Below are 26,858 nucleotides of genomic sequence, written 5' to 3'. Positions count from 1 at the left end.
TGCGGAATCAGCCCTGAAGCTTCTTCTTCGGATAGATATCGTAGCGGCTGGATTTTCCTTCCAGACTGTAGCCGGGCTTGGCGCCTTCGATTGCCGGCGCCTTGCGCGGACGCTTGACCACCACACGATGGCTGGCCAGCTCCAGTGCCGCGGCCAGCAGCGCCGGCGCGTCCATATCGTCGCCGACGAACGGCCGAAACAGGCGCATCTCCTTCTTCACCAGCGCACTCTTGTCGCGATGGGGAAACATCGGGTCGAGGTAGATGACCTGCGGCGCCTCGCCCTGCCACTGCGTCATCAGCTCGATGGCATTGCCCTTGAGCAGGGTCATCCGCGCGGCGATCGCCCCCACCTCGGCGTCCCCAGACGCGCGACCCAGACCATCCTCCAGCAGCGCGGCAATCAGCGGCTGGCGTTCGATCAGGCTCACTTCACAGCCCAGCGTCGCCAGCACAAAGGCATCGCGCCCGAGCCCCGCTGTAGCATCCAGCACCCGTGGCCGGATACCGGGCTGGATGCCCACGGCCTTGGCGATCATCTGCCCACTGCCACCACCGAACTGACGCCGGTGCGCTGCGGCCCCCTCGACGAAATCCACCCGTACCGGCCCCGGTGCCTGCGCCTCGAGCAACTGCAGCTGCAAGCCGTCCGCGCCAATCTGCAAAGCGAATTCGGCCGCGTCCTGAATTTCCGGCAAGTCGAGACGCTGCGCCCATTGATGGGCGGCAGCGGCGAACTGAGGAGTCAGCGGTTCGACTCGAACCACAGGGTTGCGTGCGGACATTGGGCATCCAGCGGTGATGGAAAGCCGCGCATTGTGCCAGAGCATTCCAGGCTGCGCGCGAGCGTTCAGCGGCACATGCCGAAGCCACCCATGTCGACGTGAAAGTGGTCGTGGTGGGCCGCGTTGTATTCCGGCCCGAGCGTCACGTTGAACGCATCGCAGGCCGCATCGCGAACCAGCCGCAGGAAACGCGCCTTGTCGCCCTCGCCCTGCCAGTCCCGAGCCACGGTGATGCGGGTGCCATCCTCAAGGTGAAAGCCCGCCATATCCAGCGCATTGGCGCTGGCGTGCTGGCTGCGGCGGTTGCTGCGGGCGATGTTGCGACAGGCAAAGCTGCCGAAGTGATCAATGCGCACCACCGGCTGCTCGAATACTGCCTGGGCCGCCGGCTGAAGCCCGTGCAGCTCGAACATCGCATAAGCCGCCGCCAGCGGACAGGTGGCGAGAAAAGGCCCGTTGAACCGCACGTCCGAGCCCTGCACCCGAACGCTGTTCTCGACCGGACAGCCGGGCTCCGGCGTGCTGTCCGGCACGGCTGAATAACGCAGCGGCGCCGTGGCGAGCGCCTGTTCGCAGAGCGTTCGGTCCTGCTGCAGGCGCCGTAGCTTGAGTGGCGTCAACAGGTTCGGCGGCTCACGGATGTCCAGCGGCGCCCAGGGGTTCCATCGCGGCGGGATGTCGATCAGGTCCTGCCGCACCGCCAGGGCGAAGCCGGCAAGCAGCAACAACAGGAGAAGAAAGAAACGGCCAAAGGTCATTCCTTATGGGCAACAGCCAACGCGCGAAGTTGAGAGGGATGTTTTACAAAACTGGTCGAGATCGCTGGCTCAATCCGTCAGCAAGGACATCTGCGGCGCAGGGTGCAATGCAGGCAGGGCCGGCAGGCCGGGCAAGCGCTCGCTCAGCAAACCGTGAAAACGCATCGCCAGCTCGGGCGCACGATGATTGTCGGGGGTATGCAGATAGACGTGCGGCGTCTTGCCGGCCTCGATCCAACCAGCCACCTTGTCCAGCCAGGGCGCCATGAATGCGTCGTTCGCCTCCAGCTCGGGGTGACCGACGAAGCGCACCTGCGGCGAATCGCTGAATGCCACCGGGCGTACCGGCAGACGCGGCTTCTTGCTCTGCGCATGCAACACGGCGGGGTCGCGAGAGTGGCAGCTGAACACCGCGCGGGTATCTAGGCAGATGCGCTCAATGCCGCGATCACGCAGCAATCGGTTCAACACGCGCTCGCCATCCCCTCGGTCGAGGAATCCGGGATGCCGCACCTCGATCGCCAGCGCTGCGTCGAAGCCATCGATGAACGCCGCAAGCTCGCTGAATCTGGATGGCCCAACGCTGGCGGGCAGTTGCAGCCAGAACGGCGTTACCCTTCGCCCCAATGGCAGCAACAGCCGCTGGAAGGCATGCGCCTGCTCCAGCGCCGCACGCAGATCGCCGGCCTGGCTGACATCGCGGGGAAATTTGGCACAGAAGCGGAAGCCCTCGGGCATCTCGCCGGCCCAGCGCTGGACCTTCTGCTCCGATGGCCAGGCGTACAGCGTGGTATTGCCCTCGACTGTATTGAACGTGGAACAGTAGGCGGCAAGGAAATCGGTAGCCGGCGTAGCCGTCGGGTACAACGAGCCGAGCCAGGCACTCTCGTTCCAAGAGGGACAACCGATGTAATAGGGAAGCTCTGGCAGATCGAACCGCCTCAGGCGTAGAGGTCGAGCCCGAGCACCTCTGCGCCGTCGAACTCGACGCTCATGCTGGCGGTGCTGGCGTAGCTGGCCAGCGCCTGGGCCACGCGACTGGTCAGTGGGCGCTCGGGCTGCGGCTCGTCATAGCGGAATGCGGAGTAGCGTTCGACCAGCGCGCTGGAATGGACCCGCTGCTGCGGACGATCGGCCTGGGGCTGGTAATCCTGACCGGAGCGGCTGTCGACCCCGCGCTGCGCCTGCGCGACCCGCTGCGTTTCCCCATAGCTATCCGCCGCCCTGCCGGTACGGGCAGAACGATCCGTTGAATAGGGAACGGGAAAGGAGCTTTCGACGCGCATCATTGGACTCGATCAGAGGCCCGGCGACTCTAACGGGCAGCCAGGAGTTTGGCAACGTTCCTCGTCATTTGATCCCTTTGGGCGTCGCAACATTGTCCCGCAGGTAGACCGGCTGGGCCTGATCGGCCTCCAGCGCCTCGCCTCGGCGCCAGGCGAAACTAGCCAGACTCAGCAGATCTTCGGCATGTGGCAGCATCCCGGCGTCGTGCGCACGTACGGCCGCGGTTATCCGCTCGGCGTAACCCCAGCCGGTACCGGCGCCGAACCAGTCCTCACCTGCATCGCGCGGCAGCACCGCCTGCTCGGGCGGCAGCACGGCCTCGCTGCCGACCAGCTGCATCTCCCCGGCCTGCTCGCGATAACAGCCCCAGTAGACTTCGTCCATGCGCGCATCGATGGCCGCCGCGACCTGCGCGGCGCCGTGCTCACGCCAGGCCCGTTGGGCAATGGTCGCGAGGGTCGAAACCGGCAGCACCGGCCGCTGCAACGCGAACGCCAGGCCCTGCACCACACCGATGGCAATCCGCACGCCGGTAAAGGCACCTGGCCCCCGCCCGAAAGCGATGGCATCCACCGCGGACAGCGCAACCCCGGCCTCGCCGAGCAGCGTCTGCACCATCGGCAGCAGCCGCTGGGCATGCAGGCGCGGAATCACCTCGTAGTGACTCAGCACCTTGCCGTCGTGCAACAGCGCGACTGAGCAGGCTTCGGTGGCAGTATCCAGGGCCAGCAGAGTGGTCATCGGGTCGGTCCGGTCGGTAAAAAGGCGCCGATTCTAACGTATTCGCGGAGCGGGTTCTTTCGCGCCTGCCCTGATCTCTGGGCAAAAAAATGCCCGTATCTTTCGATACGGGCATTTCTATCGCTCGTGCCAGGCAGCGTCGATCAGCTCAGTGCAGCGAACACCTTGGCCGTAATCTCGTCCACAGAACCGACACCTTCGATGCAGCTGTACTTCGGCGTGCCTTCCGCGGCTGCCAGGCTCTGGTAGAAGTCCACCAGCGGCTTGGTCTGCGCATGGTAGACGGACAGGCGATGACGCACGGTCTCTTCCTTGTCGTCTTCGCGCTGGATCAGCTCATCGCCGGTTTCGTCGTCCTTGCCAGCAACCTTCGGCGGGTTGTGCTCGGTGTGATAGACGCGGCCGGAAGCCGGATGCACACGGCGACCCGCGATGCGGCCGACGATCTCCTCGTCGTCCACGGCGATCTCGATAACGTTGTCGATGCGCACGCCTGCTTCCTTCAAAGCTTCGGCCTGCGGAATAGTGCGCGGGAAGCCGTCGAAGAGGAAGCCATTGGCGCAATCCGGCTGCGCGATGCGCTCTTTGACCAGATTGATGATCAGATCATCGGAAACCAGGCCACCGGCATCCATCACGCTCTTGGCCTTGAGGCCCAGCTCGGTGCCCGCCTTGACTGCGGCACGCAGCATGTCGCCCGTGGAGATCTGCGGAATACCGAATTTTTTGGTAATGAAGCCAGCCTGGGTACCTTTTCCGGCACCGGGCGCTCCCAGCAGAATCACACGCATGATGAGTCCTCGAGTTTCTTAGAAGGGGGCGATCCTGCCAGCGGGCCGGAGTGGCTCTTCGCTGACGAATCAAAAATTCTGGTTTGCCGCCATGCGACAAAAGGTTGAACACGATACACAGCGCACCGAGGCGGCACAAGCCGTCCCGAAAGCGTCTATCGACCCGCATAAATGTCGCGATTCGACGCGAGTTGCGCTCAACGACTACGCATCGCGCAGCCGTTGAGCGCCGGGAACCGCCACTTCAGCCCGTGTTGCGCAAGCCCGCCGCGATACCCGCCACACTGACCAGCAGCGCCTGCTCGAGCGGGCTGTCTGCCGGGTTCTGCTGCTGCCTTGAGCGAGCCAGCAGTTCTATCTGCAGCAGGTGCAACGGATCAAGATAGGTGTTGCGCAGACTGAACGCCTCCTGGGTCTTCGGGCTGTGGTCGAGCAGATCGGCCTGGCCGGTCACGCTCAGCACAGCGCCGACCACCTGCGACAATCGGTCACGCAAATCGCTACCAAGGGAAAGCAGTTCCGGCTGCACCAGGCGCTCATCGTAACGCCTTGCGATATCGGCATCGGCCTTGGCCAGCACCATTTCCAGCATGTCGATGCGCGTAGTGAAGAACGGCCATCGCGCACGCATTTCGGCCAGCCGCTCGCCCTCCCCGCGCGTCAGTGCGCTCTGCAGCGCCTGCTCCCACCCAAGCCAGGCGGGCAGCATCAGCCGCGTTTGCGTCCAGGCGAAAATCCAGGGAATCGCCCGCAGGCTTTCCACCCCACCCTCGCGACGTTTGGAGGGACGACTACCCAACGGCAAACGGCCCAGTTCCAGTTCGGGTGTAGCCTGGCGGAAGTAATCGACGAACAGCGGATGCTCGCGTACCACGCCACGATAGGCCGCCACCCCTTCGGCGGACAGGCGATCCATGGTCTCACGCCAGTCGGCCTCGGGCATCGGCGGCGGCAACAGAGTCGCCTCGAGCACCGCGGCGAGGTACAGATTGAGGTTCTGCTCGGCGATGTCCGGCAGCCCGAATTTGAAGCGAATCATTTCGCCCTGTTCGGTGGTACGGAAGCGCCCGACTACCGAGCCCGGCGGCTGCGACAGGATCGCCGCATGCGCCGGGCCACCGCCGCGCCCCACGGTGCCGCCGCGGCCATGGAACAGCAACAGTTCGACGTCGTGCTCCCGGCATACGTCCACTAGCCGTTCCTGAGCGCGGTACTGGGCCCAGGCGGCGGCAGTAGTGCCAGCATCCTTGGCCGAGTCGGAGTAGCCGATCATCACCTCCTGCGGGCCATGCAGACGCTGGCGATACCCGGGCAGCGCGAGCAGGCGGTCGATGATCGGAGCGGCGTTGTTCAGGTCATCCAGGGTTTCGAACAGCGGCACCACACGCATCGGTCGCTGCAGGCCGGCTTCCTTGAGCAGCAACTGCACGGCGAGTACATCGGAGGCCGCATGGGCCATGGAAATGACATAGGAGCCAAGTGACGCCGCTGGCGCCTCGGCGATCACCGCGCAGGTGGCGAGCACCTCGGCGGTATCGGCCGACGGATGATAATGCGCCGGCAGCAGCGGGCGGCGATTGCCCAGTTCAAGCTGCAGCCAGTCCAGTCGCCGCTGCTCGTCCCACGCCTGATAGTCGCCCAGCCCGAGGTAATCGGTGATTTCCGCCAGCGCTGCGGCATGCCGTGCCGCGTCCTGGCGAATGTCCAGCCGTACCAGGAACAGCCCGAACACCGCCAGTCGCCGCAGGCAGTCAAGCAGCGCGCCATCGGCGATCATGCCCATCCCGCGGGCATGCAACGAGCGGTAGCAGAGTTCCAGCGGCCGACGCAGCTCGGCGCAGTCCTGCAGCACTTCCGCCGGAGCCGGCTGGCCATGCTCGATGGCCGCTCGCGCCCACTCCCGGGTCGCCCGCAGCCGTTGACGCAGGGGCTTGAGCAGGACCCGGTATGGCTCGGCCGAATCACCGGTCAGGCGCAGCAGTTCCTCACTGGCTTCGCTCATCGACAATGCGGTGATCAACCCTTCGATCTCCCGCAGGTACAGATCGGCAGCCACCCAGCGCGCGGTCAGCAACACTTCGCGGGATACCATCGCGGTCACGTTCGGGTTGCCGTCGCGGTCGCCACCCATCCAGGAGGCGAAGCGGATCGGTGCGGCTTCCAGCGGCAGGTGCAGGCCGGTCGTCCGCCTGAGCGTCGCATCGGTCTGGCGCAATACATTGGGTACGGCCTTCCACAGCGAGTTCTCGATGGCGGCGAAGCCCCACCGCGCCTCTTCCACCGGCGTCGGTCGGTTGCGACGGATTTCCTCGGTGTGCCAGACCTCGGCGATCAGGCGCTGCAGCTGCAGCTCGATCTTCGCCTGCTCGGCGTCGGAGAGGTCGGTGTGGTCCCGTGCGGCCAGCTGTTCGGCGATGGCGTCGTACTTCTGGATCAACGTGCGCCGTGAAACTTCGGTGGGGTGCGCTGTCAGCACCAGCTCGATTTCCAGGCGGCTGACCTGCCGTGCAATGAACTCGTCGCCGTGTCCGGCGGCCTTGAGGCGTTCGATCAGATCGGCGAACACGCTGGTTTCGAACGGTACCGGCTCGCCTGCCGTACGGCGACGAACCTGATGGTACTGCTCGGCGATATTGGCCAGGTTGAGGAACTGGTTGAACGCCCGTGTCATCGGCAGCAGTTCATTCTCGTCAAGGCTGTCGAGCGTCTCGGACAGCAGTTGCGCACCCTCGGCCGAGCCTTTGCGTGCAGCCTTGGCACCCTTGCGGATGCGTTCGATCTTGTCGAAGAACTGGTCGCCATGCTGGGCGCGAATGGTGTTGCCGAGCAGTTCGCCAAGCAGGTGTACGTTGTCGCGCAGGCGCGCGTCGATGATTTTCGCCATGACCTTCTTGCTCCTCCTGGGCTGCCGCCTTCACATGAGCGACTCGCCGCTGCTTATCAGACGCGCCGCGGAGAAAACGATCCTGAACGGCTACGCTGAAATTACCTCCAACCAGAGTGCCCACAGCATCCGGTCATGACAAGGCGTCAACGCCGACGACCCTGTTGCGGACAGCACGATTGCACATGTCATCACCGCTCGTAAGCGCGGGCAAAGGAGTAATCATGAGAATTTCCGAGCTGGTCAGCCATTGGGAACGGGACGCCAAGGGTCACATGAGCCAGACAACCTACAGCATTCCGCTGGACGTCGAGAGCGCGGCGCGGCTCGCGGCGCTCGCCGAGATGTACCCCAAGCGCAGCACCGAAGCGCTGCTCGGCGAGCTGGTTGGTGCGGCCCTCGAAGCCGTCGAAACCAGCCTGCCGTATGAGCGCGGCACCCAGGTCATCGCCACTGACGAACAGGGCGACCCGGTCTACGAGGACGTCGGCCCCACCCCGCGCTTTCTCGAGCTCTCGCGCAAACACCTCAAGCGCATGCTCGACGAGGAAGCGTCTTCCACCCCGCCGGCCTGACCCGAAAGCGCACCCTGTACGCTCGGCGCCCGCTCAGGGCGCCATCACACAGGTCACCTTTGTTGCATACGCCCGCCCTGCCCGCGTAGGCCAGTCTCAACCCGTTAATACCGCGCTGGTAGCGGATTCCCCGATGACAACCGCTCTAGCCCGCCAACTTTCACTGAACGATTAGCGCCATTTGGCCTCACAAAAATATGTCCCGACATCGGTAGTGCCCTATTCAGCACACTGCCCGGCCAGGGACGGTAGCTATTCGTTGAGCAATTCGAACTGGAGACTGACCATGAACAAAGCTGTCGCAACCCACGCTTCGAGATTTCAGCTACCCAAGCTGGCGGCCATTGCACTTGGTGGCCTGCTGCTGACCGCATGCGCCGGCAACCCACCGACCGAGCAGTTCGCCGTGACTGAATCGGCCGTGCGCAGCGCCGTAAGCGCTGGTGGTACCGAGTACGCCGCAGTGGAAATGCGCGCCGCGCAGGAAAAGTGGAAAGAGGCCGAACTGGCCATGCAGAAAGAAAACTACGAACAAGCCCGCAAGCTGGCCGAACAGGCCGAATGGGATGCCCGCGTAGCCCAACGCAAGGCTGAAGCGGCGAAGGCTCAGAAGGCCGTCGAAGATGCGCAGCAGGGGATTCAGGAATTGCGCGAAGAAGGCATGCGCAACGTTCGCTGATTCCCTCGCCGCGCCCGCCATTCCGTTTATAGCCAATAGGATGAACTCGTCATGCACAAGCTCGTAACCCTACCTACCATGCTGGCCCTGAGCATCGGCCTGGTGGCCTGCGCCAACCAGCCCAATCAGAACCTTGAAGAGGCGCGCAGCAGCTTCTCCGCACTGCAGAGCGACGCCCGCTCCAGCAAGGTCGCAGCCCTGGAGACCCAGGACGCCAGCAACATGCTGGACAAGGCCAACAAGGCGTATCTGAACGATGCCGACGAAGAGACGGTGGACCAGCTGGCCTACCTGACCAAGCGCCGCATTGAACTGGCCGAACAGACGATCGCCCTGCGCGCAGCCGAAGATGAACTCGGGAAGGCCTCCGCGCAGCGCGCCGAAGCCCGCCTCGAAGCCCGGGACGCGCAGATCCGCAAGCTGCAGGAGGACATGCAGGCCAAGCAGACCGAGCGCGGCACCCTGGTGACCTTCGGTGACGTGCTGTTCGACCTGGACAAGGCCGAACTTAAACCGGCCGGTATGCGCGGCATCCAGAAGCTCGCTGAGTTCCTGAACGAGAATCCGGAGCGCAAGGTGGTAGTCGAGGGTTATACCGACAGCACCGGCTCCGACTCTTACAACCAGCAGCTTTCCGAGCGCCGCGCCCAATCCGTGCGCCGCGCATTGACCCACGCGGGCGTCGATCCACAGCGCATCCAGGCGGTGGGCTATGGCGAGCAATACCCGGTTGCGAGCAACGACTCGCCGTCCAGCCGCGCGATGAATCGCCGCGTCGAGGTGACTATCTCCAACGACAGCCAGCGCGTCGCGCCACGTTCGTCGATGGAGTGACCACGGACCGTGGGCATGGCGAGCTGATGCCCTGCCCCTTTAGCAGCCCGTCGCCCTGACGGGCTGTTTTATTTGCTCTCCTGCGGCGCATCCTGACCCATGCAGCGCACGGCGCGCTTCTTGCTGTCGACCAGCACGCCTGTCAGGCCCTTCTGTTCGGTATCGAACAGCACCAGCACACCATCGATGCACTGAGCCACCTGCGACGCCGGCTTCAGCGATACCCGGTAATCCTCGCCGGGAACGGTCTTGAGCATGGTGTAGTCAGCCAGCAGCAACGCATCCTCTGGCTTGGCGATATGCACGTAGCCGTAATAGGACAGCACCGCGACCGTGCCAAGCACGCTGCCGATGGCGGTCAGGATCAGGGGAATGGGATTGCGTTCGGACATGGACGGTCTCATCGAGGCAAAGAGGCGCATTGTGACAAATTCGAGAGTCGCCTGCGGCTCATTTACCGCCGGCGCGGGTTTCACCGCGGGCCTGTGAGGTCGCCTCGTAGACCCGCTCGGCCAGGCGCGAGAAGGGCAGGCTCTGGATCCAGACGCTGCCGGTGCCCTTGAGGGTGGTGAGCAGCAGCCCTTCGCCACCGAACAGCATGCTCCGGAGGCCGCCGGCAAGCTGGATGTCGTAGTCAATGCCCTGCGTGAAGGCCACCAGGCAGCCGGTATCCAGCCGCAGGGTTTCGTTGTTCAGCTCCTTGCGAATCACGGTGCCGCCGGCATGCACGAAGGCCAGCCCATCGCCTTCCAGGCGCTGCAGGATGAATCCCTCGCCACCGAAGAAGCCTGCGCCGATGCGCTTGCTGAAGCTTATGCCGATGCGCGTGCCATAAGCCGCGCAGAGAAAGGCATCCTTCTGACAAAACAGCTTGCCGCCCACGGCAGCAAGATCAATCGGTACCACTGTGCCCGGATAAGGCGCGGCGAAGGCCACGCGTGCCTTGGCCTTGCTTTCATTGGTGAAGTGAGTGAGGAACAGTGACTCGCCGGTGAACATGCGCTTGCCCGCGCCCCACAGCTTGCCGAGCACGCCGCTCGCCGAACCGTCACCCATGCGCGCTTCGAAACGCACGCCGTCGGTCATGTAGTTCATTGCTCCGGCTTCGGCGATCACCGTCTCGTCTGGATCGAGGATGATCTCCACGCTTTGCGCGGACTGACCGAGGATTTCGTATTCGAGTTCGTGGCTGGACACGGCGAGCTCCTGAAGCGATCGGGTTGCGGCGCTGCAAGGATCCGGCAGCGTCCCGCCGTTGCCTATTTGCGCCCGAGAATGCGCAGGATACGCAGGAACAGGTTGATGATGTCCATATAGAGCGCGGCTGCGCTGTCAATGGCATTGTCCAGCGTCTTGGGGATCTGATTCGCCCGGCCCCAGTCCACGCCGACATAGCCGCAGAAGATCAGCACGACGATCCAGTCGATCACGCCGTGATGAATGCCGAGGATGAACACCTCGACCAACTCGACGACGATCACCAGCAACAACGCCACTGTCAGCGCACCGGCGATGCTGGCGAAGAACTTCGGAAACAGCGTGCCGAGCAGCATCATGCCCAGGGTAACCAGCGCGGTGATGCGTATCGCCTCATGCACCAGAGAGGCGTCGTAGCGGCTCACCACCAGGTTGACGATGAGCCCGAACGGCACCACGACCAGGTTGTAGCCGAAAAAACTCACCCAGGGCTGGTTCGAACGATGAAACAGCCAGGCGCCGGTGAGGCAGCTGGCGAAGTAGCCGCCAAAGAACAGCCAGGGATGGATGCTGCGAATGGACTCGACCGGGATGTTGCCGACCATCCACCAGTTGACCCAGAAGCCCCAACAGAGCGTGAGGCCAATGACGAGGTTATACGCAGCGGGTGAGAGTGTGCGATCCATCGGGTTCGCACGCCGGGCGAAGACGGGGTTTTCCATATCGTTACGCTTCCTTGCGTGAGTGGTGTCGGATATTCGGGATCAGAGAATGTTCGCGTAGTCGGCTTCGATGCGATCCAGGCTCAGGTGATTTAGGAAGTTGGAGAAGCACATCCAGGCCGACAGCGCATTGAGGTCCTGAAATTGCTGCGGCAGATACTTGGGCGGGACGACCATGCCCTCGTCCACCAGCTGGCGCAGCGTGCGCATGTCCTCAAGCGTGGTCTTGCCGCAGAACAGCAGCGGGATCTGCTCCAGCCGGCCTTTGCGCACGGCTAGCTGGATGTAGTTGTAGATCATGATGAAGCCCTTCAGGTAGGACAGGTCCTTGGTGAAGGGCAAACCATCGGGGGTCGAGCCGCGGAACACCCGGCTGGCATTGCTGTAGCAGTCGTCGTCGCCATAGCCCTGCTCGCGGAAGAAGGCGAACACATCGAGGAAATCCGCGCCCTCCTCGGCCATGTGGATGGCGCGGGTGCGGTTGGTCAGCTTGCGCAGGCGCGTCGGGTAGGAGGCGAAGGCGATCACCTCCATCAGGATTGCCAGGCCTTCCTGGGTAACCGTTGAAGACGGCGGCCCCTTGGCGAGGAAGGTGCAGATCGGCTGGTTCTGCCCGTTGAGCGTGGTGCCGACGTGCACCAGGCCTTCGTGAACCTCCAGCGCGCGCACGTCACGCTCGTTGAACAGCGCGTCGCTGCGGATCTTGATGTAGTCGGCGCCCGCTGCCGCATCGGCGAGGATGCCGTCGGACTCGAAAACACGGATCACGCCCTCGCCTTCGCCGAACACCACATCCAGCCGCTTCTGCAGCAGCTCGACGGCCTGCGGCGCGGTGAGATTCTTCGGCTCGTCACGCAGGTCGCCACGGTCGGCGATGTTGTTCAGATAGTCGGAGAGCATGAGGCCGAGGTCGGCCAGGGTTGGATCGCCAGCATGGAAGGCGTCGGATGCCGCGCCGTAGAGCTCCTGGGAGATCATGCCGAAGTCCGGTGTGCCACGCGCCTCGAGCATGCGGATGACCATGCGGTATTCCTTGCACATGCGCCGCATGATCTGCCCGACTGGGTTGAACTGACCGAGCTGACGGGTGATGTCGCGCTCGATGTCCTGGAATTCCTGCTTCTTGGCGCTGGAATCGAAGGCCAGTGGCCGGCCCTCGTAGTAGCCGCGATCAATCTTCGGCAGCTCGCGGCCCTTGGCGGCGAAAAAACCCTGGCGGGTATTCTCGTCCCACTTCACCGCGTCCAGTACGCGCACTGGCGTCTGCGCCTCGACGATGCGGTCGGACAGCCCGCGCACGATGGTCTGATACTCGTCCAGGTTGTTACGGCTGTTCATCAGTCCCTCTTCACGGATGACCCGTACCCTTGAGGTTATACCCGCAGCGGCCGAGGCCGGCACACTGCGGGTCGGTCGACGCTCAGTGGATCAGAGTTCCGGACGCATGTGCGGGAAGAGGATCACGTCGCGGATCGAAGGCGAGTTGGTCAGCAGCATCACCAGGCGGTCGATACCGATACCCTCGCCGGCGGTCGGCGGCATGCCGTATTCCAGCGCACGAACGAAGTCGGCGTCGAAGTGCATGGCCTCGTCATCGCCGGCATCCTTGTCCGCTACCTGGGCGTGGAAGCGCTCGGCCTGATCCTCGGCATCGTTGAGCTCGGAATAGGCGTTGGCGATCTCGCGGCCACCGATAAACAGCTCGAAGCGATCTGTGACGTTGGGGTTGCGATCATTGCGTCGGGCCAGCGGCGAGACTTCGAACGGGTATTCAGTGATGAAGGTTGGCTGTTCCAGTTTGTGCTCGACCAGCTCCTCGAAAATCATCACCTGCAGCTTGCCCAGCCCTTCGTGGCCGAGCAGCTTGGCGCCGGCCTTCTTGGCGATGGCGCGAGCCTTCTCGACGTCGTTCAGGTCATCCGCGGAGATTTCCGGGTTGAACTTGAGGATCGAGTCGAACACCGACAGCCGCGCGAAGGGCTCGCCGAAGTGGAACACCTTGTCGCCGTAGGGCACGTCGGTGCTGCCAAGCACGGCCTGGGCCAGCTCGCGGAACAGCTCCTCGGTGAGATCCATATTGTCTTCGTAGTCGGCGTAAGCCTGGTAGAACTCGAGCATGGTGAACTCGGGGTTATGCCGGGTCGAGACGCCTTCGTTGCGGAAGTTGCGGTTGATCTCGAACACGCGCTCGAAGCCACCGACCACCAGACGCTTGAGGTAGAGCTCCGGCGCGATGCGCAGGAACATCGGCATGTCCAGCGCGTTGTGATGGGTCTCGAACGGTTTGGCCGCAGCGCCGCCGGGAATGGTCTGCAGCATCGGCGTTTCGACTTCGAGGAAGTCACGCTCGGCGAGGAACTTGCGGATATGCGAGATGACCTGGGAGCGCACGCGGAACGTTTCGCGCACCTCCTCGTTGACCATCAGGTCGACGTAGCGCTGGCGATAGCGCTGCTCGGTGTCGGTCAGGCCGTGGAACTTGTCCGGCAGCGGACGCAGCGACTTGGTCAGCAGGCGCACGCTGTTCATGTAGACGTACAGGTCGCCCTTGCCGGAGCGCGCCAGTGTGCCCTCGGCGGCAATGATGTCGCCCAGGTCGAAGTGCTTGACCGCCTCGACCTGCTCGGCCGGCAGCGTCTTGCGATCGACATAGACCTGGATGCGCCCGCTCATATCCTGCAGCACCATGAACGGCCCGCGGTTGAGCATGATGCGCCCGGCGACCTTGACCGGAATGGCGGCCGCCTCCAGCTCCTCCTTGGTCTTCTCGGCGTACTGTTTCTGCAGGTCGCCTGCATAGCGGTCGCGACGGAAGTCATTGGGGAAGGCATTGCCCTGCTCGCGCACGGCAGCAAGCTTTTCCTTGCGCTGGGCAATCAGCTTGTTTTCTTCCTCTTGGATGGCGTGCTGGTTCAGCGGTTGTTCGCTCATTGCGGGTCGTCCCGGTCAAATCGTTTCAATGGAGGTGCTTGCGGCTTGAGGCTTGCAGCTGCTCTCAGAGCCCCTGTTTCAGGCTGGCTTCGAGGTACCCGTCGAGGTCGCCGTCGAGCACCTTCTGGCAATCGCTGCGCTCCACACCGGTACGCAGATCCTTGATGCGCGAGTCGTCGAGCACGTAGGAACGGATCTGGTGCCCCCAGCCAATGTCCGACTTGCTGTCTTCCAGCGCCTGAGAGGCGGCGTTGCGCTTCTGCATTTCCAGTTCGTACAACTTGGCCCGCAGCATCTTCATGGCGGTGTCCTTGTTGGCGTGCTGGGAACGTTCGTTCTGGCAGGCCACCACGGTATTGGTCGGGACGTGGGTGATACGCACGGCCGAGTCGGTGGTGTTGACGTGCTGACCACCAGCACCGGAGGAACGGTAGGTGTCGATGCGCAGGTCGGCCGGGTTGATCTCGATCTCGACCCTGTCGTCGATCTCGGGCGAGACGAACACTGCCGAGAACGAGGTGTGGCGGCGCGCGCCGGAGTCGAACGGGCTCTTGCGAACCAGGCGGTGTACACCAATCTCGGTGCGCAACCAGCCAAAAGCATATTCACCCTTGATGTGCACCGTGGCACCCTTGATGCCGGCGACTTCGCCCTCGGACAGCTCGACGATCTCGGCAGTGAAACCGCGCTTGTCGGCCCAGCGCAGGTACATGCGCAGCAGGATGTTCGCCCAGTCCTGCGCCTCGGTGCCGCCGGAACCGGCCTGGATGTCCAGGTAGCAGTTATTCGGGTCCATCTCGTGGCTGAACATGCGGCGGAATTCGAGCTTTTCGAGGATTCCGCGCAGACGGTCCAGCTCGGCGGCCACATCATCAACGGCGCCTTGATCATCTTCTTCGACCGCCATGTCGAGCAGGTCGCGAGAGTCGGCAAGTCCGCCATCGAGGTCATCGATGGTTTCGACAATCTGCGCCAGGGTGGCGCGTTCACGGCCCAGGCTCTGGGCGTATTCGGGCTTGTTCCAGACGTTGGGGTCTTCGAGTTCGCGGTTTACTTCGACGAGACGATCATGCTTCTGATCGTAGTCAAAGATACCCCCGAATTGACAGGGTGCGCTCGGACAGGTCCTTGATGCTGTTGAGGATCGGGTTGATTTCCATAGGTAGGCAGCTCTCAATCGGACGGTGCAAAAGCCGGCGATTATAACTCAGCCAACCCGTGCTGACAGCCCGCCGGACGTGCCGGCGGACGGTCAGGAAACGGATTTGCCCTCATGACGGTCGATCAGGCACTCACACCGCGTACCTGGCTTTCCAGCTCGGCTTTGAGTTGCGGATCGAGCTGCAGGCAGCGGGCAAGTTCATCCAGATAGGCACGTTCCATGAAATGCTCCTCGTCGACCATCAGCACGCTGGCCAGGTACATCTCCGCAGCCATCTCCGGGGTACTGGCGGCACTGGCCACGTCAGCCGGGTCCAGCGGCTTGTTCAGCTCAGCTTCGAGCCAGTGCTGCAGATCAGCATCGGCCAGCTTGCCCAGCTCCGCCTCGATCAGCTGACGCTCTCGGGCATCGACATGGCCGTCGGCCTTGGCCGCTGCCACCAGTGCCTTGAGAATGCCCTGGCTGTGCACCTCGACCTCTGCCGGCGGCAGGCGATCGATGGTTTGTGGCGTCTGCTGCTGCGTCCCGCCCTGCTGTGCCTGCCAGTTGCTGTACGCCTTGTAGGCCAGCACGCCGAGTGCAGCCAGACCGCCGTAGGTCACCGCCTTGCCGCCCATCTTGCGTACCTTGCGGTTGCCCAGCAGCAACCCCATGGCACCGGCCGCCAGCGCGCCGCCACCGGCACCCGACAGGGCATTGCCGAGCGAACCGCCGCCAACGCCGGACAGCAGGTCGCTCAAACCGCCTTTGCCAGGTTTTCCGCCTGCACTGGATTGCTGCTTCTGCAGCAGGTCCTGACCGGACCTGAGCAGTTGATCGAGAAGGCCACTGGTTTTCATCGAAGTCCCCAAACGGATTGAATCAGGATTTGAACAGAAGTGCTCAGTCAAACGACTCGGGCACCTGGCGAATCGGCGTGTCGTGATGGGCGGCACGCACGTACTGCGCCGGCCAGGCCACGGAACTGTCACGCAGGTCCTCGGCGGCATGCAGCGGCCAGTACGGATCACGCAGCAGTTCGCGGGCGAGCAGAATCAGGTCGGCCTGGCCGGTGCGCAGGATGTGTTCGGCCTGCACCGCCTCGGTGATCATGCCGACCGTGCCGGTGGCGATACCCGCCTCCTTGCGCACGCGCTCGGCGAACTGGGTCTGGTAGCCCGGCCCGACTGGAATATCGGCGTTGGCAGCAGTGCCGCCGGATGACACGTCGATAAGGTCGACGCCAATTTCCCTGAGCCGCCGCGCGAGTTCGACGGTTTCGTCGGCATTCCAGCCATCATCGACCCAGTCGGTCGCCGAGAGGCGGACGAACAGCGGCAATTCCTCGGGCCAGACCTCGCGAACAGCCGCCGTAACCTCCAGGAGCAGGCGGATACGGTTATCGAACGAGCCGCCGTAACGATCCTGGCGCTGATTGGATAGCGGCGAAAGGAACTGATGCAGCAGGTAGCCATGGGCCGCATGCACCTCGGCGACCTTGAAGCCGGCTGCCAATGAGCGCTCGGCCGCCTCGACGAACGCCTGCACGACGCCCGCGATGCCGGCATCGTCCAGCGCCGTCGGCACGGCATGTTCAGGCGAGAAAGCAATGGTCGAAGGGCCGACCGGGGTCCAACCGCCAGCGGCGATGGGCACGCTGCCATGCTTGCCGAGCCAGGGCCGCCACGTACTCGCCTTGCGCCCGGCATGGGCCAGCTGCACGCCGGCGAACGCGCCCTGCGCCTCGATGAAGCGGGTGATACGGCGTAGCGGCTCGACATGCTCATCGGACCAGATGCCGAGGTCGTCCGGCGAAATACGCCCCTCAGGGCTGACCGCCGTCGCCTCGATGATCACCAGCCCGGCGCCACCGACGGCTCGACTGCCCAGATGCACCAGATGCCAGTCGTTCGCCATCCCGGCCTTCGCCGAGTACTGGCACATGGGCGATACGGCAATCCGGTTGGGCAGTTTGAGCTGGCGCAGGGTAAGCGGCTGGAAAAGCTGGGACATGTCGGCCTCTACTGTCGGTGATGCGGATTTGACACCCGTCAGTAGAGACCGTTTCGCCGCTCATGCCCAGCCCGACATCGGTGGAACTGTGAGCCTCAGGCGGCGCTGACCTGCACCGGCACACCGTTGAGCGCCGCGTTGCCGGAAACGTCCAGCTCACGCTCATCGGTCAGGTCATTGCTGCTAACGCCCGGCTGCTGCCGCGCGATATCCATTTGCACGCCAGGACGGGCGTGTCCCCAACCATGGGGCAGACTGACCACGCCGGGCATCATTTCCTCGCTGGCCAGCGCCTCCACCTCGACCACGCCGACCCGCGAATGCACGCGCACCCGCTGGCCATCCTGCAACGTCCGAGCAGCCATGTCCGTAGGGTGCATTAGCAGCTGATGACGCGGCTTGCCCTTCACCAAGCGCTGGTAGTTGTGCATCCAGGAATTGTTGCTGCGGACATGGCGACGGCCAATCAGCAACAGCTCGTCGACACCCGCCTGAGACTGCGTGGCGAAACGCTGCAGATCGTCCAGCATCAGCGCCGGCGCGGCCTGGATGCGCTTGTTCGGCGTTTTCAGGCGCCTCGCCAGGTTCGGCTTGAGCGGCCCGAGATCCAGCCCGTGGGGATAATCCTCCAGTGCTGCCAGGCTCAGCTTGCGCTCGGACTTGTCGCCGTATGGCCCGTGGCGCAGCGCCAGGTCCATCATCTGCTGCGGCGGCATGGTGGGCTTCAGCTCGACGCCCACCCGCCCCGCGTAGGCCTTAGCCAGCCCGATGAAGATTTCCCAGTCGTGCAACGCACCCTCGGGCTTGGGCAGCACCGGCTGGTTGAAGCGGGTGACGTTGCGCACGGCGAGCAGATTGAATGTCGCGTCGTAATGGTCGTGCTCCAGCGGCGCGGTCGGTGGCAGGATCACGTCGGCATAGCGAGTGGTTTCGTTGATGTAGAAGTCCACGCTGAGCATGAACTCCAGGCCATCCAGCGCCTGCTCCAGCTTGCGCCCGTTGGGCGTGGAGAGCACCGGGTTGCCGGCCACGGTGATCAGTGCACGCACCTGTCCCTCCCCAGGCTCGAGCATTTCCTCGGCCAGCGCCGCTACCGGCAGCTCGCCGCCGTACTCCGGCAACTGCGACACCCGGCTGCGCCAGGCGGCGAAGTGGCCGCCGGAGGTGGTTTCCACCAGATCCACCGCGGGCTCGGTGCACAGCGCGCCGCCGACCCGATCGAGATTGCCGGTGACCAGGTTGATCAGTTGTACCAGCCACTGGCAGAGCGTGCCGAAGGCCTGGGTCGAAACGCCCATGCGTCCGTAGCAGACCGCCTTGTCCGCCGCCGCGAAATCTCGCGCCAGCTGGCGGATCTGCTCAGCCGGAACACCGCAACGAGCGCTCATCGCTTCGGCGCTGAAGGCGACGATTGCCGTGCGCACTTCCTCGATGTTGTCCAGCGGAAGTTCGCTGGTACGCGTCAGGCCTTCCTCGAACAGGGTATTGAGCAGGCCGAACAGCAGCGCGGCGTCCTGTCCGGGGCGGACGAACAGGTGCTGGTCGGCGATCGCGGCGGTCTCGCTGCGCCGCGGGTCGACCACCACCAGCTTGCCGCCTCGGGCGCGGATTGCCTTCAGCCGCTTCTCCACGTCAGGAACGGTCATGATGCTGCCGTTGGAAGCCACCGGGTTGCCGCCGAGAATCAGCATGAAATCGGTGTGATCGATGTCCGGCACCGGCAGCAACAGGCCGTGGCCGTACATCAGATGGCTGGTCAGGTGATGCGGCAGCTGATCGACCGAGGTCGCGGAAAAGCGATTGCGCGTCTTCAGCAGCCCGAGGAAGTAGTTGCTGTGGGTCATCAGCCCGTAGTTGTGCACACTCGGGTTGCCCTGGTAGATGGCCACGGCATTGCCGCCGTGGCGCTCGCGGATCTCAGCGAGGCGCTCGGCGACCAGTTCATACGCCTCGTCCCAGCCGATCGCCTGCCACTCATCGCCGCAGCGGCGCATCGGGTGGCGCAGCCGGTCAGGGTCGTTCTGGATGTCCTGCAGCGCCACCGCTTTCGGACAGATATGGCCGCGACTGAAGCTGTCGAGGGGGTCGCCCTTGATCGAAAGGATGCGCTCGCCTTCGGTCTGGATGGTCAGGCCGCAGATGGCTTCGCACAGGTGACAGGCACGGTGATGGACGGTCGTGTCGCTCATTTCGGATTCCCGCATGGCGCTGTTGTTGTCCAGCCACTCTAGGCGCCATGGCCGCGGGCAACAATCAGACGTCTTGACGGGGAATGGCGCTGGATTCAGCCGGCCTATCGTCAGCCGGCATGCATCGATCAGCGCGGGGCAATATGCGCCACCATCAGCTGCACGCTTTCCTGGCCGCGGTACTCGTTGACGTCCAGCTTGTAGGCCAGTTCGGCCCAGCGCACCGTCGGATTCGGCCAGATTTCGCGGTCGATGTTGAAGGCAATGCCATCGAGGGTCAGCGATCCACATTCACTTTTCAGCACCAGCTTCAAATGGCGCTCGCCGACGATACGCTGCTGCACCAGCTGGAACACCCCATGAAACATCGGCTCGGGAAAGTGCTGGCCCCAGGGCCCGGCGTTGCGCAGCGCACGCGCCAGTTCCAGGTGGAACTCCTCGACGCTGAGCTGGCCGTCGGTGAGCAGCCGACCGGTGAGATCGTCCTCGCACAGCTGGCGGCGCACTTCGGCATCGAAGGCGGCGGCGAAGGCACCGAAGTTGGCTTGCGGCAGCGACAGCCCGGCCGCCATGGCGTGCCCGCCGAACTTGCTGATCAAGCCCGGATGCTTGGCGGCAACCGCATCCAGCGCATCGCGGATATGAAAGCCCGGCACCGAGCGCGCCGACCCCTTGAGCAGCCCGTCGCCAGCATCGGCGAAGGCGATGGTCGGGCGGTGGTAGCGCTCCTTCAGGCGCGAAGCCAAGATGCCGATCACACCCTGATGCCAGTCCGCCTCGAACAGGCACAGGCCGAACGGCAGATCCTCCAGCGGCAGGTCCTTGAGCTGCGCCAGCGCCTCGCGCTGCATGCCCTGCTCGATGCTCTTGCGGTCTTTATTCAACTCATCGAGCTGGACCGCCATGTCGCGCGCCAGTGCCTCGTCCTCGCAGAGCAGGCATTCGATGCCCAGCGACATGTCATCCAGCCGCCCGGCCGCGTTGAGCCGCGGGCCGAGAATGAAGCCCAGGTCGGTGGAGGTGATGCGCCGATGATCGCGCCCGGCCACCTCGAGGATCGCCCGCAGGCCCGCCCTCGCCCGCCCAGCGCGAATCCGCGCCAAGCCCTGATGGACCAGGATGCGATTGTTGGCATCCAGCGGTACCACGTCGGCGACACTGCCCAGCGCCACGAGATCCAATAGCTCAGCCAGGTTCGGCTCGGTCCAGCCCTGACGGGTGAACCAGTTCAGCTCACGCAGGCGAGCGCGTAATGCCAGCAGCACATAGAAGATGACCCCGACACCGGCGATGCACTTGCTGGGAAAGGCACACTCAGGCTGATTGGGGTTGACGATGGCATCAGCCGCCGGCAGTTCGTAGCCCGGCAGGTGATGGTCCGTGACCAGCACCTTGAGCCCTGCGGCCTTGGCCGCCGCCACGCCGTCGACACTGGAGATGCCGTTGTCCACCGTCACCAGCAGATCGGGCTCGCGCTGCAAGGCAACGGCAACGATTTCAGGCGTCAGACCGTACCCGTACTCGAAGCGATTGGGCACCAGGTAATCAACGTGGGCAGCGCCAAGCTGGCGCAAGCCAAGTACACCTACGGTGCTGGCCGTGGCGCCATCGGCATCGAAATCGCCGACGAACAGGATGCGCTGGCGCTTTTCCAGCGCCTCGACCAGCAGCTCCACCGCCGCATCGATGCCCTTGAGCTGCTTATAAGGAATCAACCGCGCCAGCCCCTTGTCCAGCTCCTCAGCGCAGGTCACGCCACGGGCCGCGTAGAGGCGCTGCAGCAGCGGCGGCAGCTCGCCAAGGTCGGGCAGCTGCTCGGGCAGGGGGCGGGGTTCGATACGCATGGAATTCCGGGCTCGGTGCAAGTCGTTTACAGGGAGGTGGCGGCGCGAGCGGCCTGGTCGTACAGCCCGGACATGGCACGCAGCATGCCGGCCAGGCGGTGGATCTCATCGGGATCGATATTCAGGTTCTCGAACGACGCGATCAGGCATTCGCGGCGGATGTCGGCGTATTCCTGGCAGAGCGCGCGGCCCTTTTCGGTGGTGCGATAGAACATTTCCTTGCCCTGCTTGGCACCTTCCACCAGGCCGAGTTTGCTCAGCTTCTTCAGCGCGTAGGTCACGGTGTGCGTGTCTTCCACGTTGAGCAGCAGGCAGATATCCGCCTGTCGCTTGGCGCGGCCGCGGCTGGCGAGGTTGTGCAGCACCATGACGTCCAGCGCGTTCATCTCTACCGTGCCGCAGGCCTGCATGCAACGCTCCATCCAGCGCATCAGCGCGGCGCTGGCGACGATGATGCCGTACTCCAGTTCAGACAGTTCCTGGGACTGCTCGGCGAGGTGCGCCGAAGCGACGATCGAAGATCGCAACGGGCGGGGGCTTTTGGCGTCAACCATCTTGAGTTCCTGATTGATGAAGCGGCAGCGCCGTTCGTATCGATGGGGCGGGCAAGGATACAGCAATGTCCGTTCAGGCACTTCAGACGCCCTACGGAAGAAATACGTTGATAATTTATCGATACTTTATCAGTGTATCGATCCTCGACACCGCCGCACACGCACCAGTCCATTTCGAAAGGAGCAGCCATCGTGAGTCGTCTCTTACTCAATTGCGACATAGGGGAAAGCTTCGGCGCCTGGACCATGGGCCTGGATGCCGAGGTGATGCCTTTCATCGACTGCGCCAATGTCGCCTGCGGCTTCCACGCGTCCGATCCGCAGATCATGCGGCGCACGGTCGCATTGGCACGCAAGCATGATGTGCGCATCGGCGCCCATCCGGCCTATCCGGATCTGGTCGGCTTCGGCCGGCGCTCCATGACCTGCAGCCCGGCCGAAGTGGAGAACATGCTGCTCTACCAGATCGGCGCGCTCGACGGCATCTGCCGCGCTGAAGGCACGCAGGTCCGCTACGTCAAACCTCACGGTGCGCTGTACAACGACATGATGCGCCAGCCCGACCTGCTGCGCGCGGTGATGAGCGCCATCAAGGCCTACAGCGCCAACCTGCCGCTGATGCTGATGTCCACCCGCGACAACAGCGCAAGCCAGGCGCTGGCAGCGGAAATGGGCATCACCCTGTGGTTCGAGGTGTTCGCCGACCGCGCCTACGACGCCGCCGGCATGCTGGTTTCGCGCAGCCTGCCAGGCGCCGTCCACCACGATGCAGACACCGTGGCCGACCAGGCCTTGCGCCTGGCCAAGGGCGAGGCGCTGACCGCGAGCGATGGCAGTGCACTGGTCCTGCAGGCCGACACCCTCTGCGTGCATGGCGACAATGCCGGCTCCGTTGCTGCCGTCCAGCGCATCCGTCAGGCGCTGCAGGCGCTTCCCGCATGAAGCCGCGGATCGAAGTGGTCGGCGTCGACAGCCTGTTGCTGCGCCTGTTCGATCAGATCGATGAAGACAACATGCCCTGGATGCTCGCCGCCAGTCAGCGTGTGCGCGAAACCTTCGGCGCGGCACTGGTCGATCTGGTGCCTTCCTACACCACGCTGCTAGTGCATTACGACCTGACCCAACTGGACGACCTGCAGGCTCGCCAGCACCTTCACCAAGCGCTCGCGGGTCTGCAGCCCGCCGCCGCCGAAACCGCGCGCCAGCATGAAATCCCGGTGTGGTACGACGCCAGCGTCGGCCCCGAGCTACGAGCGCTAGGCAAGCGCAGCGGACTCGGTGTAGCTGGCGTGATCGAGCAACACAGCGCGCATATCTATCAGGTATTCGCCCTAGGCTTTGCACCGGGTTTCGCCTTTCTCGGGCTGGTCGATGAGCGTCTGGCCAGCCCGCGCCTGGCCACACCGCGCAAGCAGGTGCCGGCGGGCAGCCTAGGCATCGCCGATCGGCAGACAGCGATCTACCCACTGGTTTCGCCGGGCGGCTGGAATCTGATCGGGCGCAGCCCGGTTCGTCTGTTCGACCGCGAGCTCGACGGCTACAGCCTCTGGCAACCAGGGGACCGGGTGCGTTTCGTGCCCATCGAGCGCGCCGAATTCGTCCGCCTGGGCGGTGACGACAGCCCCTTCGAGGAAACCACTGCATGAGCCTGCTTATCGAACGCGCCGGCGCACTGGCCAGCCTGCAGGACGGCGGCCGTATGGGCGTACGTCACCTCGGCGTTACCCAGGGCGGCCCGGTGGACTGGATTTCCCACGGCTGGGCCAACTGGCTGCTTGGCAATCCGGTGCAGGCCGCGACAGTGGAAATCACGCTGGGGAATTTCAGCCTTCGCGCGGAAACCGATACCTGCCTGGCCATCTGCGGCGCCGATCTTGGCGCCGCGCTCGATGACGAGGCCATCGCGCCGGGGCGCAGCTTCGAGGTCCGTAAGGGTCAGCTGCTTGCCTTCGCGCATCCAAAGCGAGGCGTTCGCGCCTATCTCGCGGCACCAGGTGGCTTCCAGGCGACACCGGTGTTGGGGAGCTACGCCACGGTCCGGCGCGAGCAGCTCGGCGGCTTGTCCGGTGACGGCCAAGCGCTGGCCGAGGGCGACCGCTTGCACTGGCTCGGTGGTGTTTCTGCTGCTCGCCGAGAGCTGCCAGTGCAAACCGTCACCCCACTATCGAGCGCGACCCTGGCGGTCGTGCTCGGCGCGCAGATTGGTGATTTCAGCGGCCAGAGCCTGTTCGATGCCTTCAACAGCGACTGGACAGTCGATCAACGAGCCGACCGCATGGGCGTGCGCTTGCTCGGCCCCGCGCTTCACAGCACGCGCTCATCCATGATTTCCGAAGGCGTGCCGCTGGGGGCGATCCAGGTTCCGGCCGACGGGCAGCCGATCATCCTGCTCAACGACCGCCAGACGATCGGCGGCTATCCACGCCTCGGCGCGCTGACACCTGCGGCGGTGGCCCAGCTGGCGCAGTGCCTGCCCGGTACCCCTCTTAGGCTCAAACCGATTTCACTGGAGGCCGCGCAACGCGCGCACCGCGAACTGCTCGCCCAGTGGCGGTAGTCGCTCATAAGGAGCCGCTGACCAGCAGCCAGTTATTCCTACAAGAACAACATTGCCGGGTATGACCCGGGCGCATTTCTACCTGCCCCAACGCCAAGAAAAAGAAGGTATCCAATGCAAGCCACACAAGCCGAACGCGGCACTCCCGCCCAGCGCAACGTCCTGCGCGGCGCCATTTTCATCATGGCGACTTCGTCCATCGGACCCGCGTTTCTAACCCAAACGTCGCTGTTCACCGAGAAGTATCTGGCGAGTTTCGCCTTCGCGATCCTGATCTCTTTGCTCATCGACATCGGTGCCCAGCTTAATATCTGGCGGGTGATCACCGTTGCCAACCTGCGCGGCCAGGACGTCGCCAACCGCGTGATACCCGGCGTCGGCCATCTGATATCCGCCTTCATCGTGCTTGGCGGCATTGCCTTCAACATCGGCAACATCGGTGGCGCCGGCCTGGCGATGAATGTGATCTTCGGCGTCCCGCCGATAATCGGCTCGTTGATCGCCGCCGTGCTGATCATCGGCATCTTCCTGCTGCGCAACGCCAAGGGCGTAATGGACTCGGTGATGCAGGTGCTCGGGCTGGTGATGCTGTGCATGATCGGCTACGCCATGCTGCAGTCGAATCCACCGCTGCTCGAAGCGATGAGTCGCAGCTTCAATCCGGACGACCCATTGATCCTGCTGCTGCCGATCGTGACATTGGTGGGCGGCACGGTCGGCGGCTACATATCGTTTTCCGGTGGCCATCGCCTGGTAGAGGCCGGCATCACCGGTGTAGAGAATGTCAGGCTGGTAACCCGCGCGGCCGTGATCGGTATCGCTACTACCGGCGTCGTGCGGATCTGCCTCTTTCTTGCCGCGCTCGGGGTCGTCAGCCAGGGCCTGACTCTCGACCCGAGCAATCCCGCTGCGTCGGTGTTTTCCCATTCGATGGGCGCCATCGGCTACAAGATCTTTGGCGTAGTGCTGCTGGCCGCTTCGGTTTCATCGGTGATCGGCGCCGCTTATACCAGTGTGACCTTCATGTACTCGCTGCATGACAGCATCCGCCGGCATAACCAGCGAGTCGTGATCGCCTTTATTGCCTGTTCGACGCTCATCTACAGCCTGGTCGGCCAGCCCGTGAAGGTTCTGGTGGTAGCGGGCACGCTGAATGCCCTAGTGCTGCCGCTGGCACTGGGCTGCATACTGCTCGCATCGCGCAAAACGAACATCGTCGGCGACGCCTACCGTCACCCCACCTGGATGCTGGTGTTCGGCATATTGGCCATGCTGGCCACGGCGGTCGGGGTGGTGATGTCGTTCAATGCGCTGCTGGAGTTCTGGCAAGCGTGACTGGCACGGCGGGCGCTCTCAGCGCTCGCCGAGCAACCAACCCAACTTCACTTCGAACTGACCACGCTCATCGGTGATGAACAACGTGCCATCACTGATCATCACGCCCCACTGCAGACTACGCGGCAAGTCCTTGACCAACGCGGCAAGTGACTCCGAGTCGATGGTGGCAATGGACAGATTCTTCAATCCCTTCACCGCATCGATCACCTTGCCCTGCCAGACGCGCAGATTGCCATAGGCAACCAGGCTGACGCGTTCGGCTCGTCGCGAACACCAAGTCAATCGCTCTGCATCCGGCTGACCCACTTCGATCCAATGAAGGACGCGGCCATCCAGACTCTTTTCCCAGAGTGCTGGCTCGTCCACATCAGAGAGGCCGCGACCAAAGGCCAGCTGCTCGCTATACCAGAGCGCATAGGCAATCAATCGCACGCCGAGGCGTTCTTCGGTTTCCGACGGGTGTTTGGCGACCGTAAAGCGCAGATTCTCGTAAACCCCGCGGTCCAGGTCCGTGAGATTCAGCTCGACTTTATATGGTGTGGCTTGCAGGGCCATGAACGGCCTCCGTTGCGAAAAGGCGCGCAGTCTACCGCAAAGCGGTCAACACCGATCCTCGCTGCGGCCTTCGACACCGTCGGTACGAACGGAAAAATACGCTCATCGGAGCCCCCCCGACGAACGAACTTTGACAATTATTCTCATTCTGATTAGCATCCCAACCGTCAACGAATTCAACGGGTAGTGCTTCTATGTACGTCTGTCTTTGCCAGGGTGTCACCGACGGCCAGATTCGCGATGCCATCTACGAAGGCTGCTGCAGCTACCGTGAAGTACGGGAAACGACCGGCGTCGCCACCCAGTGCGGCAAGTGCGCCTGCGTCGCCAAGCAGGTCGTGCGCGAGACGCTCAGCAACGTGCAAAGTGCCCAGGCCTCCCTCGCCTACCCTGCCAGTTTTGTTCAGGCTTGACAGACTGAAGCCATGAAGCCGGGGCATGCCCGGCTTTTTTTTGCCTGCAAATCAGCAAGTTGCTCAGAAGG

At 63.8% G+C, this 26,858-nt stretch carries 27 protein-coding genes; 8 read left to right on the top strand and 19 right to left on the bottom strand.

Annotated features, from left to right (window positions below; translation table 11 throughout):
* Positions 1 to 7: 7 nt before the first annotated feature.
* The 7 genes from LLJ08_RS06970 to ppc all read right to left on the bottom strand — a co-directional run bounded on the left by LLJ08_RS06970 (position 8) and on the right by ppc (position 7,245).
* Positions 8 to 784: a class I SAM-dependent methyltransferase gene (locus tag LLJ08_RS06970; RefSeq protein ID WP_228208550.1), complete on the bottom strand. Its 777-nt coding sequence runs from the start codon at positions 782 to 784 to the stop codon at positions 8 to 10.
* 65 nt (positions 785 to 849) lie between these two features.
* A complete protein-coding gene (locus tag LLJ08_RS06965) occupies positions 850 to 1,542 on the bottom strand; it encodes an extensin-like domain-containing protein (protein ID WP_228208549.1) in 693 nt (230 codons plus the stop codon).
* A 69-nt stretch (positions 1,543 to 1,611) separates the two neighbouring features.
* The gene (locus LLJ08_RS06960; RefSeq protein WP_228208548.1) at positions 1,612 to 2,409 is read right to left on the bottom strand and encodes a DUF72 domain-containing protein; all 798 of its coding nucleotides are present in this window, start codon (positions 2,407 to 2,409) and stop codon (positions 1,612 to 1,614) included.
* Positions 2,410 to 2,483: 74 nt separating this feature from the next.
* Positions 2,484 to 2,828: a hypothetical protein gene (locus LLJ08_RS06955; protein ID WP_228208547.1), complete on the bottom strand. Its 345-nt coding sequence runs from the start codon at positions 2,826 to 2,828 to the stop codon at positions 2,484 to 2,486.
* A gap of 64 nt (positions 2,829 to 2,892) precedes the next feature.
* The gene (gene tsaB, locus LLJ08_RS06950) at positions 2,893 to 3,570 is read right to left on the bottom strand and encodes a tRNA (adenosine(37)-N6)-threonylcarbamoyltransferase complex dimerization subunit type 1 TsaB (protein ID WP_014820982.1); all 678 of its coding nucleotides are present in this window, start codon (positions 3,568 to 3,570) and stop codon (positions 2,893 to 2,895) included.
* Between the two features lie 143 nt (positions 3,571 to 3,713).
* Positions 3,714 to 4,361: an adenylate kinase gene (adk, locus tag LLJ08_RS06945; protein WP_041014541.1), complete on the bottom strand. Its 648-nt coding sequence runs from the start codon at positions 4,359 to 4,361 to the stop codon at positions 3,714 to 3,716.
* A gap of 244 nt (positions 4,362 to 4,605) precedes the next feature.
* Complete coding sequence (gene ppc / locus LLJ08_RS06940; RefSeq protein WP_014820984.1) at positions 4,606 to 7,245, bottom strand: phosphoenolpyruvate carboxylase; 2,640 nt, start codon at positions 7,243 to 7,245, stop codon at positions 4,606 to 4,608.
* A 224-nt stretch (positions 7,246 to 7,469) separates the two neighbouring features.
* Between ppc and LLJ08_RS06935 the strand changes: the two genes are divergently transcribed.
* The 3 genes from LLJ08_RS06935 (at position 7,470) to lptF (ending at position 9,333) form a co-directional block, all read left to right on the top strand.
* Positions 7,470 to 7,820 (top strand): hypothetical protein, encoded by a 351-nt coding sequence (locus LLJ08_RS06935; RefSeq protein WP_014820985.1) that lies wholly within the window; start codon positions 7,470 to 7,472, stop codon positions 7,818 to 7,820.
* Positions 7,821 to 8,106: 286 nt separating this feature from the next.
* Entirely contained in the window at positions 8,107 to 8,499 is a 393-nt protein-coding gene (locus LLJ08_RS06930; RefSeq protein ID WP_014820986.1) for a DUF4398 domain-containing protein, read from the top strand.
* Between the two features lie 51 nt (positions 8,500 to 8,550).
* Positions 8,551 to 9,333 (top strand): lipotoxin F family OmpA-related lipoprotein LptF, encoded by a 783-nt coding sequence (gene lptF / locus LLJ08_RS06925; protein WP_045667020.1) that lies wholly within the window; start codon positions 8,551 to 8,553, stop codon positions 9,331 to 9,333.
* 68 nt (positions 9,334 to 9,401) lie between these two features.
* Here lptF and LLJ08_RS06920 read toward each other — a convergent pair whose 3' ends face one another.
* From LLJ08_RS06920 to LLJ08_RS06870, 11 genes are all read right to left on the bottom strand, one after another.
* Positions 9,402 to 9,725, bottom strand: a complete 324-nt coding sequence (locus LLJ08_RS06920) for a PA3694 family proteiin (protein WP_045667019.1) — start codon at positions 9,723 to 9,725, stop codon at positions 9,402 to 9,404.
* A gap of 58 nt (positions 9,726 to 9,783) precedes the next feature.
* On the bottom strand, positions 9,784 to 10,530 hold the full coding sequence (locus LLJ08_RS06915) for a TIGR00266 family protein (RefSeq protein ID WP_042926247.1): 747 nt from the start codon (positions 10,528 to 10,530) through the stop codon (positions 9,784 to 9,786).
* A gap of 62 nt (positions 10,531 to 10,592) precedes the next feature.
* Positions 10,593 to 11,252 (bottom strand): Bax inhibitor-1 family protein, encoded by a 660-nt coding sequence (locus LLJ08_RS06910; RefSeq protein ID WP_045667018.1) that lies wholly within the window; start codon positions 11,250 to 11,252, stop codon positions 10,593 to 10,595.
* Between the two features lie 42 nt (positions 11,253 to 11,294).
* A complete protein-coding gene (locus LLJ08_RS06905) occupies positions 11,295 to 12,590 on the bottom strand; it encodes a flavohemoglobin expression-modulating QEGLA motif protein (RefSeq protein ID WP_003283839.1) in 1,296 nt (431 codons plus the stop codon).
* Between the two features lie 90 nt (positions 12,591 to 12,680).
* A complete protein-coding gene (gene lysS / locus LLJ08_RS06900; RefSeq protein ID WP_045666686.1) occupies positions 12,681 to 14,183 on the bottom strand; it encodes a lysine--tRNA ligase in 1,503 nt (500 codons plus the stop codon).
* 64 nt (positions 14,184 to 14,247) lie between these two features.
* Positions 14,248 to 15,343 (bottom strand): peptide chain release factor 2 gene (prfB, locus tag LLJ08_RS06895; protein ID WP_096780450.1). Its coding sequence is split into 2 segments (ribosomal slippage): positions 14,248 to 15,270 and positions 15,272 to 15,343, totalling 1,095 coding nucleotides; the frame shifts between segments, so codons are not numbered across the junction.
* A 124-nt stretch (positions 15,344 to 15,467) separates the two neighbouring features.
* Entirely contained in the window at positions 15,468 to 16,184 is a 717-nt protein-coding gene (locus LLJ08_RS06890; RefSeq protein ID WP_042926252.1) for a tellurite resistance TerB family protein, read from the bottom strand.
* Between the two features lie 43 nt (positions 16,185 to 16,227).
* Entirely contained in the window at positions 16,228 to 17,337 is a 1,110-nt protein-coding gene (locus LLJ08_RS06885) for an NADH:flavin oxidoreductase/NADH oxidase (RefSeq protein WP_228208546.1), read from the bottom strand.
* 95 nt (positions 17,338 to 17,432) lie between these two features.
* Entirely contained in the window at positions 17,433 to 19,526 is a 2,094-nt protein-coding gene (locus LLJ08_RS06880) for a molybdopterin oxidoreductase family protein (protein WP_228208545.1), read from the bottom strand.
* Positions 19,527 to 19,654: 128 nt separating this feature from the next.
* Positions 19,655 to 21,370 carry a single-stranded-DNA-specific exonuclease RecJ gene (gene recJ, locus LLJ08_RS06875; RefSeq protein ID WP_228208544.1) on the bottom strand — a complete coding sequence of 572 codons (1,716 nt, stop codon included), beginning with the start codon at positions 21,368 to 21,370 and terminating at the stop codon, positions 19,655 to 19,657.
* 26 nt (positions 21,371 to 21,396) lie between these two features.
* Positions 21,397 to 21,924, bottom strand: coding sequence for a winged helix DNA-binding protein (locus LLJ08_RS06870; RefSeq protein WP_046618750.1), 528 nt, complete (start codon positions 21,922 to 21,924; stop codon positions 21,397 to 21,399).
* 192 nt (positions 21,925 to 22,116) lie between these two features.
* Between LLJ08_RS06870 and LLJ08_RS06865 the strand changes: the two genes are divergently transcribed.
* The 4 genes from LLJ08_RS06865 to LLJ08_RS06850 all read left to right on the top strand — a co-directional run bounded on the left by LLJ08_RS06865 (position 22,117) and on the right by LLJ08_RS06850 (position 25,816).
* A complete protein-coding gene (locus LLJ08_RS06865) occupies positions 22,117 to 22,866 on the top strand; it encodes a 5-oxoprolinase subunit PxpA (protein WP_228208543.1) in 750 nt (249 codons plus the stop codon).
* Positions 22,863 to 23,570, top strand: coding sequence for a 5-oxoprolinase subunit PxpB (pxpB, locus tag LLJ08_RS06860; protein WP_042926259.1), 708 nt, complete (start codon positions 22,863 to 22,865; stop codon positions 23,568 to 23,570). The genes LLJ08_RS06865 and pxpB overlap by 4 nt, the downstream gene beginning before the upstream one ends.
* Entirely contained in the window at positions 23,567 to 24,481 is a 915-nt protein-coding gene (locus LLJ08_RS06855; RefSeq protein WP_228208542.1) for a 5-oxoprolinase subunit C family protein, read from the top strand. Before pxpB ends, LLJ08_RS06855 begins: the two co-directional genes overlap by 4 nt.
* Before the next feature lie 114 nt (positions 24,482 to 24,595).
* The gene (locus LLJ08_RS06850; RefSeq protein WP_228208541.1) at positions 24,596 to 25,816 is read left to right on the top strand and encodes an NRAMP family divalent metal transporter; all 1,221 of its coding nucleotides are present in this window, start codon (positions 24,596 to 24,598) and stop codon (positions 25,814 to 25,816) included.
* A gap of 18 nt (positions 25,817 to 25,834) precedes the next feature.
* Here LLJ08_RS06850 and LLJ08_RS06845 read toward each other — a convergent pair whose 3' ends face one another.
* Complete coding sequence (locus LLJ08_RS06845; RefSeq protein ID WP_003300734.1) at positions 25,835 to 26,374, bottom strand: YaeQ family protein; 540 nt, start codon at positions 26,372 to 26,374, stop codon at positions 25,835 to 25,837.
* Positions 26,375 to 26,568: 194 nt separating this feature from the next.
* Between LLJ08_RS06845 and LLJ08_RS06840 the strand changes: the two genes are divergently transcribed.
* Positions 26,569 to 26,787 carry a bacterioferritin-associated ferredoxin gene (locus LLJ08_RS06840; RefSeq protein WP_014821003.1) on the top strand — a complete coding sequence of 73 codons (219 nt, stop codon included), beginning with the start codon at positions 26,569 to 26,571 and terminating at the stop codon, positions 26,785 to 26,787.
* The last annotated feature ends 71 nt before the right edge of the window (positions 26,788 to 26,858 follow it).

It is taken from the genome of Stutzerimonas chloritidismutans (genome assembly GCF_020783375.1).
GTDB lineage: Bacteria > Pseudomonadota > Gammaproteobacteria > Pseudomonadales > Pseudomonadaceae > Stutzerimonas > Stutzerimonas kunmingensis.
This window is presented reverse-complemented; position numbering and strand designations above follow the sequence as displayed.

Bases quoted from the DNA above. Each gene is read 5' to 3' on its own strand.
- LLJ08_RS06970 (WP_228208550.1), bottom strand. From the start codon at position 784: ATGTCCGCACGCAACCCTGTGGTTCGAGTCGAACCGCTGACTCCTCAG.
- LLJ08_RS06965 (WP_228208549.1), bottom strand. From the start codon at position 1,542: ATGACCTTTGGCCGTTTCTTTCTTCTCCTGTTGTTGCTGCTTGCCGGC.
- LLJ08_RS06955 (WP_228208547.1), bottom strand. From the start codon at position 2,828: ATGCGCGTCGAAAGCTCCTTTCCCGTTCCCTATTCAACGGATCGTTCT.
- tsaB (WP_014820982.1), bottom strand. From the start codon at position 3,570: ATGACCACTCTGCTGGCCCTGGATACTGCCACCGAAGCCTGCTCAGTC.
- adk (WP_041014541.1), bottom strand. From the start codon at position 4,361: ATGCGTGTGATTCTGCTGGGAGCGCCCGGTGCCGGAAAAGGTACCCAG.
- ppc (WP_014820984.1), bottom strand. From the start codon at position 7,245: ATGGCGAAAATCATCGACGCGCGCCTGCGCGACAACGTACACCTGCTT.
- LLJ08_RS06935 (WP_014820985.1), top strand. From the start codon at position 7,470: ATGAGAATTTCCGAGCTGGTCAGCCATTGGGAACGGGACGCCAAGGGT.
- LLJ08_RS06930 (WP_014820986.1), top strand. From the start codon at position 8,107: ATGAACAAAGCTGTCGCAACCCACGCTTCGAGATTTCAGCTACCCAAG.
- lptF (WP_045667020.1), top strand. From the start codon at position 8,551: ATGCACAAGCTCGTAACCCTACCTACCATGCTGGCCCTGAGCATCGGC.
- LLJ08_RS06920 (WP_045667019.1), bottom strand. From the start codon at position 9,725: ATGTCCGAACGCAATCCCATTCCCCTGATCCTGACCGCCATCGGCAGC.
- LLJ08_RS06910 (WP_045667018.1), bottom strand. From the start codon at position 11,252: ATGGAAAACCCCGTCTTCGCCCGGCGTGCGAACCCGATGGATCGCACA.
- LLJ08_RS06905 (WP_003283839.1), bottom strand. From the start codon at position 12,590: ATGAACAGCCGTAACAACCTGGACGAGTATCAGACCATCGTGCGCGGG.
- lysS (WP_045666686.1), bottom strand. From the start codon at position 14,183: ATGAGCGAACAACCGCTGAACCAGCACGCCATCCAAGAGGAAGAAAAC.
- LLJ08_RS06890 (WP_042926252.1), bottom strand. From the start codon at position 16,184: ATGAAAACCAGTGGCCTTCTCGATCAACTGCTCAGGTCCGGTCAGGAC.
- LLJ08_RS06885 (WP_228208546.1), bottom strand. From the start codon at position 17,337: ATGTCCCAGCTTTTCCAGCCGCTTACCCTGCGCCAGCTCAAACTGCCC.
- LLJ08_RS06880 (WP_228208545.1), bottom strand. From the start codon at position 19,526: ATGAGCGACACGACCGTCCATCACCGTGCCTGTCACCTGTGCGAAGCC.
- recJ (WP_228208544.1), bottom strand. From the start codon at position 21,370: ATGCGTATCGAACCCCGCCCCCTGCCCGAGCAGCTGCCCGACCTTGGC.
- LLJ08_RS06870 (WP_046618750.1), bottom strand. From the start codon at position 21,924: ATGGTTGACGCCAAAAGCCCCCGCCCGTTGCGATCTTCGATCGTCGCT.
- pxpB (WP_042926259.1), top strand. From the start codon at position 22,863: ATGAAGCCGCGGATCGAAGTGGTCGGCGTCGACAGCCTGTTGCTGCGC.
- LLJ08_RS06855 (WP_228208542.1), top strand. From the start codon at position 23,567: ATGAGCCTGCTTATCGAACGCGCCGGCGCACTGGCCAGCCTGCAGGAC.
- LLJ08_RS06850 (WP_228208541.1), top strand. From the start codon at position 24,596: ATGCAAGCCACACAAGCCGAACGCGGCACTCCCGCCCAGCGCAACGTC.
- LLJ08_RS06845 (WP_003300734.1), bottom strand. From the start codon at position 26,374: ATGGCCCTGCAAGCCACACCATATAAAGTCGAGCTGAATCTCACGGAC.
- LLJ08_RS06840 (WP_014821003.1), top strand. From the start codon at position 26,569: ATGTACGTCTGTCTTTGCCAGGGTGTCACCGACGGCCAGATTCGCGAT.